Genomic DNA, 14,805 nt, shown 5'->3' on the forward strand with positions numbered 1-14,805 from the left:
TCCGGCTATGCAGCTTCTTGTAGCTGTGCGTATCTGCTGCTCAGCAGATTGCCACCCGAGTACCCGGGCGCGCTGGAAAATCGTCACACGCACCGAGGGCACGCAAGAGCGCGGGGCAGCCGGTGGATCCGGCTGCCCCGCGCCTGGTGCGGCTCCCGAACCGGGTCATGGGGACGTCGGTGCGGCGGTGTTCGGTGCTCCGCGCAACTGTCCGCGCGGTCGTGCTGTCAGTGGACGGAGGTGGGCGCCATGCTGCCGCGGCGCGCCGGCCCTTGCGGCTGCAACGGCACCCCCGCCGTCTGCTGACTGCGGCGCGGCTGGACGGCCACACCGTTCTGGACGTCCATGACGGCGTGCGCCACGAGTCCGCCCATCGGGTCGTGTCTGATCAGGTCCCGGAGCCGGGAGCGCGACGAGCGCCCCTCGTTCCCGGGGTACAGGTGCTTGCCGAGTCCGACCGCGTGGGCCAGTGCGGCGAGCGCCGCGGTCCGCGGGTCCGGTGGTACGCCGGTGCGGATCGCGCTGTCCAGCCGGTTTCTGATGTCCCGGCTGATGGCCGTGTCCGTCGCCTGGTAGCGAGTCGTCGGCAGCACTCCGCACATCTGGCCCGCCACGGCATGAACCATGCCGCACCGCTCCAGATGCGCGAGGTAGATCTGGCGAAGTCCCAACCGGGGTCCGCCGATCCAGTGGACGGCCCGTACCGGACTGCCACGACGGCGCAACAGCTCCAGTGCGGAGTCCAGAGTCGGATCTCCTGTCGGCCGTGGCATCACCACGGCGATACGATCCCCGTCAGGGGCTATCCGTCCTGCCAGAGCCAGCTCCACAAGCTGTGCCCCTGCCAGGCCGAGGTCGAGCGACTGCGGCTGCGCTGTGGTACCCGTGGTCGGGTCCAGAGCGAGCAACAGAAGCTCTTCCGGAATTGTTCTGCGGCTCCTGCCCATCCATGCCTCCCCGCGTGGATGAGTGACAGGGTGACCCCTCTCACATTGGTCTGTCGAGGGTGCCTGGGTGCTTTGTAAGGGAACCGTTAGGTATGTCGTTCTCGTCTAGCGGCTCGGCCAGGGGTTCACACAGGACACTGGTAGAGGGTTCGGACACAGTGCGGGCGTGACCCCGCGGCTCATCAAGGAGGTATCGGTGGCGGGCGAGTCCCCCGGCAGGTCGGATCAGCGGAAGTCGTCGGGGACGGCTGAGGAACGCGATCCGCGTCTCGCCGTGTTCCGCGAAGCGGACGCCGAGGCGGCCGGGAACACCACGGCCGGGAAATCGGCGGACGGGAACACGGCGGACCGGCGGGCGAACGAGACGGCGGACGCCGGCAAGGACAGCGAGACGGCGGTCTTCCGTCTGCCGCGGTCCGCGAAGGCCGACGCCCCCTCGGGCGCCTCCGCGTCCCCGAAGGGCGCAGAAAGCCCTGGAGGGGCCTCCACGCCCTCGAAGGGCCGGGAGGGGACCACCGAGGCGGACGATGCGCCCGAGGAGGCTCCGGCGGCGCCTGGGGCGTCCGAGGAGACTCCGGCGGCCTCCGGAGCGTCCGCGAGCGCGGGCGAGCCGGCCCCGGGGGTCGACGCCGAGTCCGAGTCCGAGGCCGAAGCTGCGGCCGTGTCCGGGGCCGGTACTGCCGGCGCCGACGCGGGTTCCGCTGCGGGCCCCGCGCCCGGAGAGGCCGCCGCGGCCGCCTCCGGCGCACGGCCCGAGGCCGGATCGAAGTCCGGGGCCGCCGGATCCGGGACCGGGGCTGGCTCCGGTCCCGAGGCGGGCGCCGGAGCGACGCCGACCGACGCGCGACTGCAGGCTGCCGTCGCGGCGTGGGTGGCGACCGGTCCCGACGGCGAAACCTCTGATCGGAGCGCCGGTTCCGAGGGCGCGGACCAGCCGTCCCGGCCCGAGGGCGAGGCGTCCGACGAGGCCGGGTCCACCGCCGCGTCCGGCGAGGCAGAGTCCGCAGCCGACTCCGTGACCGCCCCCGCCTCCGCCGGCGCGCCCCGGGTCCCGAAGACCCGCGAGGAGGCTTCCCCCGCCGAGGAGCCGAAGCCGGAGTCGGACCCTGCGAAGGCGCCGAAGCCGGAGCCCGTGAAGGAAGCGAAGCCGGATCCGGAGCCCGTGAAGGAGCCGGAGCCGGAGGAGAAGCCGGAACCCGCGTCCGACGGGCGAGGAATCGATCATCCGACCGCCGTCTTCAAGGCGCCGCAGGCGAAGCAGCTCGACCAGCCGACGACCGCGCTGAAGCTGCCGCCGACGGAGGAGCCGAAGACGGGTCCGGCCGGGAAGCCGGACCGCAAGCCGAAGGAACCGGCCGGAGAGCGTGCCGGGAAGCAGGACACCGGGAAGCAGTCGCCGAAGCAGGAGACCGAGCGGAAGCCCTCCTGGGCCGCGAAGGTCGCCGGCACCACGGAGGCGCCCGAGGCCCCCGAGGAGCGGACCAGCACGTTCGTGCCGCTGCGCTCGGACGACGGACGCCCCGCGGCCGTGGTCGGTCCCACGGTCACCCCCGACGTCGCGGCGGGCCCCGGCACGCCCGGCGCCCCCGGTGCGGGCCTCACCGAGGCCGAGCGGACCCGGCAGCAGCCCATGCCGCCCCGGCCGCCGCTCGACCTGCTCGCGGAGCTCACGAACACGCCGCCGCCCCCGGAGACCCCCGTCCGCACCGCGGTCCGGCGGGTCAAGATCTGGACGCCGCTGGTCCTGCTGCTCCTGGTCGTCTTTGCGATCGCGCAGGCCGTGCGCCCGCTTCCCGACCCCACGCTGACGCTGTCTGCCGACCCCACGTACACCTTCGGCGGCGGGAAGCTGGACATGCCGTGGCCGGAGGAGGGCCAGGGCGCCGTCGAGGTCGAGGGTGTCGGCACCGTCGGCACCTACGGCAAGGAGAAGTCCGCGCCGATCGCGAGCGTCGCGAAGATCATGACGGCGTACGTGATACTCCAGGGCCACCCCATCACCGGCAAGGAGGACGGGGGCACGATCGAGGTCGACGCGAAGGCCGGCGAGGAGGCCAACCGGCCGGACGAGTCGACGGCGCCGATCAAGGCGGGGCAGAAATACACGGAGCGTCAGATGCTCCAGCTCCTGATGATCCCCTCCGGCAACAACGTGGCCCGGTTGCTCGCTCGGTGGGACGCCACCACCGAGAAGGCGTTCGTCGGGAAGATGAACGCGGCGGCCAAGGACCTCGGGATGACGAACTCGGTCTACACGGACCCCAGCGGTCTCGAGTCCACCACCCGTTCGACCCCGGCCGACCAGCTCAAGCTGGCCAAGGCGGTCATGCAGAACGACATCTTCCGCGAGATCGTGAACATGCCGCAGGCCGAGATCCCGGGCATCGGCAAGATGATCTACAACAACAACAACATCCTGCTGGAACCGGGTGTGAGCGGCATCAAGACCGGTTCGTCGACCCCGGCGGGCGGCAACCTCGTCTGGACGGCCGAGACGATCATCGACGGCAAGTCCCGGCGGATCATCGGCGCGGTCATGGGCGCCGACGTCGACGGGACCCTGGACGCCAAGCTGCAGCGGGCCCTGCAGAGCAGCCTGGCGCTGATCCAGGCCGCCCAGGAGGGGGTCGACTCCGCGACCGTCGTCAAGAAGGGCCAGGTCGTCGGCTACGTGGACAACGGCTTCGGCGGGCGTACCCCGGTGGTCGCGACCAAGGACCTGAAGGCCGTCGGCTGGGGTGGTCTGGAGGTCGACCTGAAGCTGTCGGACGGGGGGAAGACCCCCGCCCATGCGGCGAAGGCGGGCACCGTCGTCGGTGAGGTGACGGTCGGGACCGGCACCGGCAAGGTCTCGGCGCCCGTCGCCCTCCAGAGCGAGACGACGGAACCGGGCTTCGGCGACAAGCTCACCCGCATCACCTGACCGGGCCGGCTCCCGGTCCCCGCCCGCGTGGGGACCGGGAGCCGTCGCCCGCCGGGACACCGGGGCCGTCCACCGGCGGAGCCGTTCCCACCCGCGGAGCGGCGCCCACCGGCGGAGCGGCACGGAGAAAATTCCGCGTGCTAGCGTCCCGAAAGCAACGGACGGGCGCCGGGACGCGTCTCTCCGAGTACGGATGAGGCCCGTGAGGTACGAGAACAGTCCCGTGCAGGACGAGGACGGTTCGGCAGACCCGGGCGAGGACGGGGAGAGCCGCAGTGACCACCGCTGAGCCGACACGGGCGGACACCGGGCCGTTGCCGCCCGCCGAGGGTGCCTCCGCCGGGAACCCGGTCGGGCCGGCCGGAGGGGGCAGAAGCTCCGGAGACTCGCTGCGAAGTCGTCTCCGGCGCCACCCGGTGCTGCTGACGACCCTCGTCGCCGCGGCCGTGCACGTCCTCTGGTTCTTCTTCTTCGCGAACAGCGGTGGCGACATCGCCGCCCAGGACGCGTGGGCCGAGTTCGTCGGCCGCCACCCCGGCACCGCGTACAACCTCGCCTGGTACGGGGGCATGCACCCCGTCTCGTACAGCGTGGTGTCGCCCTATCTGATGTCGGTGCTCGGCGTCCGTACGACGATGATGGTCGCGGGCACGCTGTCGTCGGCGCTCACCGCCCTGATCCTGGTGCGGGTGCCCGCCGTCCGCAATCCCCTCGCCTGCGCGCTCGCCGGGGTCTTCGCGTACCTGTGCAACGCCCTGTCCGGCCGGGTGACGTTCGGGCTCGGCATCATGTTCGCGCTCGGTGCCGTCGCCGCGGTCTTCTGCTGGCCGCACCGCTGGCGCTACAAGCGGTGGGCGAAGGCCGTCGTGGCCGCGCCCCTGGCCGGTCTCGCGACGCTGGGCAGCCCGGTCGCCGGGCTCTTCCTCGGAGTGGTCGCCGCCGCACTCTTCCTGAACAAGCGGCGCCCCGGGGCGTACGCGCTGGGGCTGGCGCCCGTCGTGGTGGTGGTCCTCTCGGCGTGGCTGTTCCCGTTCTCGGGCACCCAGCCGATGGCGCTCGGCACCGTGACGCTGCCCTTCCTGTACGCGGTGTTCGTCTTCCTCCTGGTGCCCCGCGACTGGCGGACCGTGCGGACGGCCGCCGCGGTGTACGGCCTGGGGACGCTGCTGACGTACGTGGTCGACTCGCAGATCGGCTCCAACGTGTCGCGGATGGCGATGCTGTTCGCCGGGATCGTCCTGCTCGCCGCGCTCCCGTACGCGGTGCCGCGCACCCGGCGCTGGTACGCACTGGTCCTCGTCTTCGCCGGGCTGAACCTCTGGATCGGCTACAAGAGCGTCGACGACATCGTCCGCACCGCGCCCGCCGCGTCCTGGAACCGTGAACTGGCCCCGTTGGTGAACCAGTTGCAGAAGGCCGGCGCGGAGCGGGGCAGGGTCGAGGTGGTCCCCGCCAGCAGCCACCGCGAGGCCTCGGCGCTCGCGCCGTACGTCAACCTGGCCCGCGGCTGGAACCGGCAGGCGGACATGAAGCGCAACCCGCTCTTCTACGACGGCACCCTCGACCCCGTGAACTACCGTGCATGGCTGGACCGCTGGGCCGTGCACTACGTCGTCCTGCCGACCGGGAAGCCGGACACCGGGGGCGAGCAGGAGGCGGCGCTCGTCGACGCGGGGCAGCCGTATCTCAAGGCGGTCTGGAGCGACGCCAACTGGAAGCTGTTCCGGGTCGCCGACCCGGTGCCGCTCGCCGATCCGCCCGCGACGGTGGAGCGGGCCGGCGACGACGAGCTGACGATCCGCGTGCAGACGGCGGGCCGTGTCCTGATCCGGATCCCGTACTCCCCGTGGCTCGCCGTCGTGGACGACGAGGGCCGGAGCGTGGAGCGCCCGCAGGAGACCGAGGCGTCCAAGAAGCGTTCGGCCGAGGACAGCGAGGCCCCGAAGGACTTCACCAACGACCACGGCTGCCTGATCAAGGTGGAGCAGGACGGTGACGGCGACGAGTGGACCGAGCTCCTCGCCCCGCGGGCGGGGGTCTACCGTGTGGCGGCGCCGTACCAGCTCCAGCCGGGCACGCCCTGCCCCGAGGAACTGACCCGGTAGCGGCGGGAGGCTCCCTCCGGCTGCGGTCGGGTGCCGGGGTTCCGGCCGCAGCGGGGCACCCGGCCGCAGCCGGGGCACCCGGCGGCCGCTCAGCCGGGCACGGCTCCGGGGGCCGTGAGGCGGACCCGGTCGATGCCCCGGTCCAGGAAGTCGGCCAGCCGGTGGCCCTCCTCCCTGACGGCTTCCCCCTCCTGGGCCGAGAGCGGGCGCAGCGGTGTGACGAGGAGCTGCCGCTCGCGCGGGGTCCAGGTGGCGGCGACGCGCCCGTCGACGAGCACCGCGCGCAGGCCCGCCACGGACAGGCCGAGGTGCGCGTCGTCGATGATGCGGCTGCGGTCGTGGTAGCCGAGGATCGCGTTGTCGAAGGCCGGGAGGAACCGGACCGGAGCGGGTGTGTCCGGTGACGGCCGGGGAGCGTCGGGCAGGTCGAGGAGCAGCCGGCCGCGTTCGTCGCGGAAGGTCACCAGCTCGTCCCGCAGGGCCCGGACGGCGGCCGGCAGGCCGGCCACACCGCTCCAGGCGCGGATGTCTGCGGTGGCGGCGGGTCCGTAGGCGGCGAGATAGCGGCGGACCAGCCCCTGTCCGACCGGGTCGTCGGCCTCCTCGCCGGCCCTTTCGCCCGCGGGGTCCGCACCACCCGTACCACTCGCTCCACCCGTACCACTCGCTCCACCCGCACCACTCGCTCCACCCGCACCACTTGCTCCACCCGCACCACTCGCTCCACCCGCACCACTCGCTCCACCCGCACCACTCGTTGCACTCGCTGCACCCGCACCATCCGCTTCACCGGCTCCGCGGGTGCCGTCCGGGGGTGCGGTGCCGTCGTGGCCGAGCCAGGTGGCCAGGGGCAGGTTCCGTACGCCGCTCCTCGTCTGCCACAGGCCGCGCGGGGGCAGCTGGGCCATCGGGACGAGAGCGGCGACGAGGAGTTCTCCCAGGGCGCGCCGGGGAGGGCCGGGCCACCGGTCCTGGAGGGCGTCGACGAGTTCGGCCATGGTGCGCGGCCGGCCGTCGGCCATGACCGCCCGTCCGGCCGCGGCGACCTCGTCGAGGTCGATCCCGGCGAGCTCGCTCCGGTAGGTGGCCAGCACCCGCTGACGCAGCATCGTGTCGTGACGGCCCCGCCAGGCCAGCGCGTCGTCGCCGGTGACCAGGTGGACGGTGCGGCGCATCAGGTGGGTGCGTACGACCTGCCGGTCCGTCAGCGCCCGGTCGAGCAGACCTGGCGTGAAGGCGTGCAGACGCGACCACAGGCCGGTGAAGGGCTCCTGCGGCTCCTGCGCCTGGAGTCCGCACAGGTGCGCCACGGCCTCGCGGACCGGTGCGGTGGTCCGTTCCAGCAGGTACTGCCGGGCCAGAGTGGCGCGGTTGAGGGCACGGGGCCCGAGTACCTCCGGGGTCCCGGGCCGCGGCCCGGCCCCGGTGCCGGGACGCCCGGCCTGTCGTTTCCGCACGATCGCGTCTCTCCCTCTCCGGTCACCCGGTTCCTCCGGCCGGGCCCGCCCCGCCGGCCCGGCCGTACTCGTACGCGTACTCCGGCTCCTTCCGGCCCGGAGCGGGATCAGCCGTTGTACGGGGCCGCCACGTCCAGGACCCAGGTCACGCCGAAGCGGTCGGTGAGCATGCCGTACAGCGGTGCCCACGGCGAGGCGGCCAGGGGCTCGACCACGGTCGAACCCTCCGACAGCTTCTGCCACAGGAGACTGATCTCGTCCGTGTCGTCACCGCGCACGGACACGAAGAACGGCCGGCTGCCCCGGTCCCAGGACAGTGCGGACGGCACGTCGTAGGCCATGACGTGGAAGCCGTTGTCGCCCACCACCTCGCCCCACACCAGCCAGTCCGCCTCGTTCTCGTTCTCGTTCCGCGCCCCGCCCAGGTCCTTGTAGGTGACCGCGGTGACGCGCCCGCCGAACACGGACCGGTAGTGGTCCAGCGCGGCCCGTGCGTCGCCCCGGAAGTTCAGGTGGGTGGTGGTCGTGACGGACATGGTCTTCTCCCTGTGCCTGCTGTGCGTCGAGGTACGCCGTCGCCACGGTGGATCCGCGCGGGCGTCAGGCCCGTGACCGGGGGCTTCTGCCTCCCGGGCCGTCCTGATGTCCACCCTTCCACCGGTAGCGGACAGGTTGCGTCCTCCACTGCGGGCAGAATGGTGCCCATGGCCCCGCAGAAGACGTCCTCACGCCTGCTGACGCTGCTGTCGCTGCTCCAGGCGCACCGCGACTGGTCCGGGGACGACCTCGCCGAGCGGCTCGCCATCACCCCGCGCACGGTGCGCCGCGACGTCGACCGGCTGCGGGAGCTGGGCTACCCGATCCGCGCCTTCAAGGGGCCCTCCGGCGGATACCGCCTGGACGCCGGCTCGCACCTGCCGCCGCTGCTGTTCGACGACGGACAGGCCGTCGCCCTGGCCCTGGCCCTCCGGTCCGCGGCCGGCAGCGGCACGATCGGTGAGGACGCCGCGCGCGCCCTGGCCACCGTCCGCCAGGTCATGCCGCCCCGCCTGCGCCGGCGCATCGACCTGCTGGAGATCACCGCGGTGGGGCTGCCCGGCGACGGTGACGCCCCTCCGGCGGACACGCGGGTGCTGATGGAGCTGGGCCGCGTCATCCGCGCCCGGGAGGAGCTGCGCTTCGACTACGGACCCGAGGCGACGCCCCCGACCGCCCCCGCCGACGCCCCTGAACCCGCTGTCCCGGCCGGTCCCTCCGACTCCGCCGCTTCTGCCGGCGCCCGCGATTCCGCCGTCGCCGGTGCCCCGGGCCGCGCTGATCCCGGCGGTCCCCCTGCGCGGGCCGCATCCCCGGTCGGCGCCGACCCCGCGGGCCACGGCGAGGCTCCCACCGGCCCCCACGCCCCCGCCCGCACCGACGGGCCTCCGGCTCCCCGCCGTACGCAGCCGCACCATCTGGTCACCTGGCGCGGCCACTGGTACCTGCTCGCCTGGGACCTCGACCGTGCCGACTGGCGCACCTTCCGCGTCGACCGGCTGCGTCCCCGTACGCCCACCGGCCCGCGCTTCACCCCGCGCGAGCTCCCCGGCGGTGACGTGGCCGCGTTCGTCACCGGACGGTTCCGCGGGACCGACGGTTCCAGCACCGAGTGGCCCTGTCGCGGCGAGGTGGTCCTGGACCTCCCCGCGGAGGCGGTGGCCCCCTTCGCGAGGGACGGGATCGTCGTCGAGCTGGGCCCCGGACGCTGCCGGCTCACCCTCGGCTCCTGGTCGTGGACCGGCCTCGCCGCCACGCTCGGACACTTCGGCACGGCGATCCAGGTGATCGGACCTCCCCAGCTCACCGAGGCCTTCGCCGAACTCGCCGCCCGCTACGCGGCGGCCGCGGCCCACGGACCCTCCCGGCCTCCGGGCGGCTGATCCCACCGGGGTCGGGCTCACGGGCCGTTCCACCGGATCGGACTAGCGGGCCGTTCCCACCGCGTCGGGCGCACGGGCCGTTCCCACCGCGTCGGGCGCACGGGCCGTTCCCACCGGGGCCGGGCTCACGGGCCGTTCCCACCGGGGTCGTACTTACGGGCCGTCGGCCGCCCCCAGGTGCCGGCCGACCCGGCCGAAGGAGACCAGGCCGCTGCCGGCTCCGGCGAACTCCTTTGCCGCGGAGCTGAGTTCCTCGCGCGCACGGCGCAGGACCGGCAGGTGCCCCACGGTCTCGGCGGCACGGGCGAGCACACACCACAGCGCCTCCTGGAGGAGGTCGTGCGGGGGCCGGGGGACCGTGTCCAGCGCCTGGCGGGCCTGTTCGGCGGCGCCTGTGGCGGCCAGCTGCAAGGGGACGACCCACGGCCGGTAGGGGCCCGGGTCGAGGCGGGCGAGGGTTTCCGGAACGAGCGGGGCGTCACCCCGCATGACCGGGACGAGCGCCACGAGGACGGCCGCGCCCCGGGTGAGGCCGGGCATGCCGCACCCGGCGGTCTCCGCCAGCACGCGTGCGTACTGCGGACGGGCGGCCGGCCAGCCCTCGGTCTCGCAGGTGCGCAGGGCCCGGTACCAGGCGGTGAAGACTCCGGCGAGCGGCCGTTCGTTGCGGTGCGCGAGCCGGTCGATCTCCTCGGCCTCGGCGTCGGCCTCCGCGAGCGAGCCGAGGCCGGCGAGCGCCTGGAGCCGGACGATGCGCCCCAGGACCTCGTGACTGGGCAGGTGGTGGTCGACGGCCAGCCGGACCAGTTCGGTGCCGAGGGCGTCCCGGCGGGCGGCGGAACCGCAGTCGGCGAACGACTGCATGAAGGCGCCGTTCAGAGCGAAGGCCAGGAGCGCGGGATCCCCCAGGCGCCGGGCGAGCCGGACGGCCTCCTCGGCGGAACGCTCGGCGCGCCGCCGCCACGGTTCGGCGGCGCGGGCGCCGGCCGCGCGGGGGAGCGGTGCGTCGGCGGCGGCGTCCCCGCGTGACTCGACCGCCACGACGGACAGCAGCCGTGCCCGCAGCGTGGCCGGTCCGTGCGGGCCGAGCCGTGCGGCGGCCCGCGCGGCTGCCCGGGACAGCTCACCGGCGCCGTCGGGGTCGTCGGCGCGGGTCCACACCGCCGGGACGTCGTAGGCGCCGATGATCCCGGCGGCCAGCTCGGTGTCGCCGGTGCCCTCGGCCGCCGCGACCAGGTCCAGCCGGTGCCGGCGTGCCTCCTCCAGACCGTCGGGACCGGTCACCGCGAGGTCGCGCAACAGGCCCGCGGTGGCGTGCAGCCGGGCCCGGGACCGGGCGGGCACCGAGCGGTCCCACGACGCCGCGGCGCGGTCCCAGACGCCGTCGGCCGCCCCGGCCGGTTCGGTGGCCGAGCCGTCGCCGCCGCCGAGGACGCGGGCCTCGGCGCGGGCCAGGGCGCCCCCGACGCCGTACCGGCCCCCGCCGCTCCCGTCGCCCGGTCCGGTTGCCCCGTCCACTCCGCTAGCGCCGGTCACCCCGGTCACCCCGCTCGGTCCGGTCACCCCGGTCACCCCGCTCACCCCGCTGGGTCCGGCGAGGGCCGCGCGGGCACGGCGCAGGGTCTCCAGTGCCTCGCCGCGCCGGCCGGCGCGGTCGAGCGCGGTGGCCAGCAGGACCCAGCCGTCCTCCCTGCCGGGGTGGGCGGCGACATGGGCCCGCAGATCGGCGACCGCCTCCCGGGCGGCGCCGGTGGCCAGCAGGGCGTCGGCGCGCCGCTCGACCGCGTCGAGACGGAAGGACTCCAGCCGGGCCTGTTCGGCGGCGGCCCACGCGGCGTCGGGGAAGTCCGCGAGCACCGGACCCCGCCAGCGCGCGAGCGCCTCGTCCCAGAGGGCGACGGCCGCGTGGGGCGGCGCCCCGGCGGCCCGAGCGGCCGTGTCCTCGAACCGCCAGGCGTCCACCGTCCCGCGGTCCGCGCGCAGGAGGTACCCGGGGCCCTCGGTGACCAGCAGGCGGGACGGCTGACGCGGCGGCCGGCCCGGTTCCAGTGAGCGGCGCAGCGCCGCCACGAACGTACGGACCGCGCCCACCGCACCCGCGGGGGGCGCGTCCTCCCACAGGTCCGCCACGAGCCGGCCGACCGGTACGACCCGGCCCCGGGCGACCAGCAGCCGTCCGAGCACCTCCCGGTGCCGGGGCGCGCCGAGCGGCAGGGGCGAGCCGTCGGGGTCCCAGGCGGACACCGGTCCCAGCAGCCCGAACTCCACACCCACGGAAAGGTCCCTTCGCGGGCGGCGCCGTCCCCGGGCGTGCCGCGCGTGCACTCATCGATCGCTGATCCGAGGCCCGCACCCTGGGTGACGTTCCCGGACGCCCCGGGCCGCACGGTCCGGAGCATCCACTCTGTCACGAACCACAGGAGTCGCTGTGACACCCCTGAGCATCCCCGGCTTCACCGAACACCGCGTACGGGTCGCCGACGACGTCGCCCTGAACGCCGCCGTCGGCGGCACGGGCACCCCGGTCGTCCTGCTGCACGGCTTCCCGCAGACCCACCTGATGTGGCGACACGTCGCAGCCCGTCTCGCCACCGACCACACCGTCATCTGCCCCGACCTGCGGGGGTACGGCGCCAGCGACAAGCCCGCCGAGACCGGCCCGGACGTCTACTCCAAGCGGACCATGGGCCGGGACGTGGTGCGTCTCGCCGCCGCGCTCGGACACGACCGGTTCGTCCTGGCCGGGCACGACCGCGGTGCCCTCGTCGCGTTCCGCGCCGCGATGGACCACCCGGAGGCCGTCTCCGGCGCCCTCTTCCTCGACGTCCTGCCCACCCTCGACATGTGGGAGGCCCTGCGCGGAGTCTCCGCCGGGGTCGGCTTCCACCTGTATCTGATGGCGCAGGCCCCCGGACTGCCGGAGGAGATGATCCGGGCGTCCGCGGACCGCTTCTTCGGCCACTTCCTCGACGCCTGGACGAAGGACCCGCAAGCGATCCCCGCCGACGTCCGCGACCACTACCTCACCGCGTCCGCGGCGGCCGTTCCCTCGATCGTCGCCGACTACCGGGCCTCGGCCGGCGTGGACGTGGACCACGACACCACCGACCGCGACGCGGGCAACCGGCTGGCCATGCCGGTGACCGTCCTCCAGCAGGACTGGGGCGCCGCACTCGGCTTCCAGGCCCAGGACCTGTGGAGCGCCTGGACCGACCATCTGCGGCACCGCACGGTGTCCTGCGGCCACTTCATGGCCGAGGAGGACCCCACGCTGATCGCCGAGGAGATCCGGTCGCTCACCACCCGCTGAGCCACCCTCACCGCCCCGGACCGACGCCCGGAGAGCAGGGCGCCCGGAGGGGGGAAGGGCGCTCGGAGGGAGGGGCCGGGCCCCGGCTGGACAGCGCTCGTGCGGGTGTCCGCAGAGTCGGTTCACGGATACGAGCGTGAGTATGAGCGCTCAGGTGCCGGGTGCCGGCGGACGGCATCGTTCAGGTCGTCAGCAACACACTCGCCTCACCGGGCACACCGATCACCGGGCACACCGACATCTCCAGGAGACCCACCATGGACAAGCACGCGCGTTCGCTGCCGCAGACCCTCCGCCACTACCTGGCGACCCCGCTGGCCTTGGGCTACCTGGGCGTCGTCCTCGCGGTGTGCCTGTGGGTCGCCGGCGACACCCTCTTCGCCTCATCCTCCGGCGACGCCAGTTTCGCCGGACTGTGGGCCCTGCTGGTGACCGCCCCGACCTCGCTGCTGGTCCCCTTCAGCGGCCCCGTGGGCCTGCTGGCGATCCCGCTCGGTGCCGTCGTCCAGGCCCTCGCGCTCGGTGCCCTGTACCGCTACGTCACCGAACGGCGCACCCACGGCACCGAGAACGGCATTACCAGCACCTGAACCCCCCTGCACCCCGGTGCTCTCAGGCGCGTTCGTGGAGAAGGTCCGTGGGCCGGGGCGCCCGCCCAGTAGGCGTCGGTGACGTCGCGCCGAAGGCCGCGCCCAGCACAGCAGCTTCAACTCCCGAGCACACCGCCTGGGACTGCCGTTCCCTCCTCGAGCGCACTTACGACGCCGACGCCCTCAGCGATGTCTCGGCCCACCCGGAGTGCGCACACCTTCCGTACGATCAGTACGTCCAGCTTGTCAGCTCCGGCCTCTCCAGGGGCCGGTGGCCGGCCCCCGACGGCGCCGAAGGGTCGGCGAACCGCTGGACCAGCGCCACCGTCACGGCCGCGCTGAAGGCCGCCGCGGATACCGGCGCGACTGATACCACTGCGCTCGCCCCGACGTACCCACAGCCTGAGCCACCCCCCACGCCGGACCTGCCACCACCGCGGCAGATACCAAGGGTCGACTCTGCACGCTTCGGTGAACGCGAGCAGGGCGTCCTTCGCCTCTGCGGACAAGCGCGCCGACGCGACCGGCGTCACGACGCTCGGCGATCCGCAGGACAACACCTCCGGCTGCTCCGACGAGGCAGCGGGCAAAGAGCCGAGCGTCAACGACTGCACGCAGCTCATCACCACGGACACGGCGAGCATCTACCAGTACAAGACGGCGGCGGTCGCCGCGCACTGGGTGAAGGCGATGCCGAAGGATGGCGACTGGCGGCAGGTCGACCACTTCGCCCTTGCCTGGGGCGCGCGGGAGCAGGCGCTCACGTCCGACGAGCGGCGCGATGAGCTGGAGACCGTGCTCGGCGACCTGGTCGCGAAGCAGTAGCCCCCGATCCGGGCCCGGCCTTATGCCCCGGCGGCCGGGCCTCGGTGCGTCCAGGAGGTGACCGATGGCGAGGGCGCACCCGGTCACCGACCAGGAGCGCGAGACTGTACGCCGGCTGCACAGCGAAGGCCTCGGCCGCAACGCCATCGCCCCGAACTCGTCGCGGCCCGCGACGCACGCTGAAACGCCCCCTGTCCGCCTCTCCGGGGCGGGCAGGGGGCGTCTTCGTGCGTTCCGGGGTCACCCCCGTCGAGCTGCTCCCGCTGGCCAGACCACGTCCACAGGCAGACCGGCTTGCCGGGCCTGCTCGACGGTGTCGGCGGTGCCGCCGCCTCTGCCCGACGGAGGCGTACCGTCCCAGACCGCGACGAGGCGGTCAGCGCGGCGCAGCAGCTCGGCGTTTGCTGACTCGTATGCGTCCCGGTTCGCTTTCGGGTGCGGCAGAGTCACTACGTCCTCGGCCGTCTCCACCAGGTGATTGAAGACGGCCGTGTGCTCGGGCTTCACCTTCGTCGCCCGATAGTCCCGGGACGGGATCACCGCGACGAGACGGCCGCCGATGGCAGTGACCTCCTCCGCGAAGAGGCTGTCGGCTCCGGCGGCGATGCAGGACACCCCGGTCAGGTCCTCGCTGTACTCGGCGAGCAGTTCGCGCAGCGCGGCGCGCACCAAGGGCACGCTCTCGTCGGTCAGGTCCATGTGCCCGGTCACGGCCAATGTCGTCATGCA

At 73.9% G+C, this 14,805-nt stretch carries 11 protein-coding genes; 6 read left to right on the forward strand and 5 right to left on the reverse strand.

Annotated elements, in window-relative coordinates:
- Nucleotides 1-227: 227 nt before the first annotated feature.
- Nucleotides 228-947 carry a GPP34 family phosphoprotein gene (locus ABZ172_RS16655; RefSeq protein WP_356884446.1) on the reverse strand — a complete coding sequence of 240 codons (720 nt, stop codon included), beginning with the start codon at nucleotides 945-947 and terminating at the stop codon, nucleotides 228-230.
- A 196-nt stretch (nucleotides 948-1,143) separates the two neighbouring features.
- Between ABZ172_RS16655 and ABZ172_RS16660 the strand changes: the two genes are divergently transcribed.
- Together ABZ172_RS16660 and ABZ172_RS16665 are read left to right on the forward strand one after the other, a co-directional pair.
- Complete coding sequence (locus ABZ172_RS16660) at nucleotides 1,144-3,870, forward strand: D-alanyl-D-alanine carboxypeptidase (RefSeq protein WP_356884473.1); 2,727 nt, start codon at nucleotides 1,144-1,146, stop codon at nucleotides 3,868-3,870.
- A 275-nt stretch (nucleotides 3,871-4,145) separates the two neighbouring features.
- Nucleotides 4,146-5,975 (forward strand): MFS transporter, encoded by a 1,830-nt coding sequence (locus ABZ172_RS16665; RefSeq protein ID WP_356884447.1) that lies wholly within the window; start codon nucleotides 4,146-4,148, stop codon nucleotides 5,973-5,975.
- Between the two features lie 89 nt (nucleotides 5,976-6,064).
- Here the strand turns inward: ABZ172_RS16665 and ABZ172_RS16670 are convergent, their stop codons facing one another.
- Nucleotides 6,065-7,336 carry a winged helix DNA-binding domain-containing protein gene (locus ABZ172_RS16670; RefSeq protein WP_356884474.1) on the reverse strand — a complete coding sequence of 424 codons (1,272 nt, stop codon included), beginning with the start codon at nucleotides 7,334-7,336 and terminating at the stop codon, nucleotides 6,065-6,067.
- A gap of 203 nt (nucleotides 7,337-7,539) precedes the next feature.
- The gene (locus ABZ172_RS16675) at nucleotides 7,540-7,968 is read right to left on the reverse strand and encodes a VOC family protein (protein ID WP_356884448.1); all 429 of its coding nucleotides are present in this window, start codon (nucleotides 7,966-7,968) and stop codon (nucleotides 7,540-7,542) included.
- A 159-nt stretch (nucleotides 7,969-8,127) separates the two neighbouring features.
- On the opposite strand from ABZ172_RS16675, the gene ABZ172_RS16680 reads away from it, so the two are divergent.
- On the forward strand, nucleotides 8,128-9,351 hold the full coding sequence (locus ABZ172_RS16680; RefSeq protein WP_356884449.1) for a WYL domain-containing protein: 1,224 nt from the start codon (nucleotides 8,128-8,130) through the stop codon (nucleotides 9,349-9,351).
- A 153-nt stretch (nucleotides 9,352-9,504) separates the two neighbouring features.
- Here ABZ172_RS16680 and ABZ172_RS16685 read toward each other — a convergent pair whose 3' ends face one another.
- Nucleotides 9,505-11,625 (reverse strand): AfsR/SARP family transcriptional regulator, encoded by a 2,121-nt coding sequence (locus tag ABZ172_RS16685; RefSeq protein WP_356884450.1) that lies wholly within the window; start codon nucleotides 11,623-11,625, stop codon nucleotides 9,505-9,507.
- A 154-nt stretch (nucleotides 11,626-11,779) separates the two neighbouring features.
- Between ABZ172_RS16685 and ABZ172_RS16690 the strand changes: the two genes are divergently transcribed.
- From ABZ172_RS16690 to ABZ172_RS16700, 3 genes are all read left to right on the forward strand, one after another.
- Nucleotides 11,780-12,661, forward strand: coding sequence for an alpha/beta hydrolase (locus ABZ172_RS16690; protein WP_356884451.1), 882 nt, complete (start codon nucleotides 11,780-11,782; stop codon nucleotides 12,659-12,661).
- Between the two features lie 257 nt (nucleotides 12,662-12,918).
- Nucleotides 12,919-13,251 (forward strand): hypothetical protein, encoded by a 333-nt coding sequence (locus ABZ172_RS16695; RefSeq protein WP_356884452.1) that lies wholly within the window; start codon nucleotides 12,919-12,921, stop codon nucleotides 13,249-13,251.
- 471 nt (nucleotides 13,252-13,722) lie between these two features.
- Nucleotides 13,723-14,076 (forward strand): hypothetical protein, encoded by a 354-nt coding sequence (locus ABZ172_RS16700; protein ID WP_356884453.1) that lies wholly within the window; start codon nucleotides 13,723-13,725, stop codon nucleotides 14,074-14,076.
- A gap of 240 nt (nucleotides 14,077-14,316) precedes the next feature.
- Here ABZ172_RS16700 and ABZ172_RS16705 read toward each other — a convergent pair whose 3' ends face one another.
- Nucleotides 14,317-14,802 carry a hypothetical protein gene (locus tag ABZ172_RS16705; RefSeq protein WP_356884454.1) on the reverse strand — a complete coding sequence of 162 codons (486 nt, stop codon included), beginning with the start codon at nucleotides 14,800-14,802 and terminating at the stop codon, nucleotides 14,317-14,319.
- Nucleotides 14,803-14,805 lie beyond the last annotated feature (3 nt).

Origin of the sequence: Streptomyces sp. NPDC006296, from assembly GCF_040613235.1 — a bacterium.
Lineage (GTDB): Bacteria > Actinomycetota > Actinomycetes > Streptomycetales > Streptomycetaceae > Streptomyces.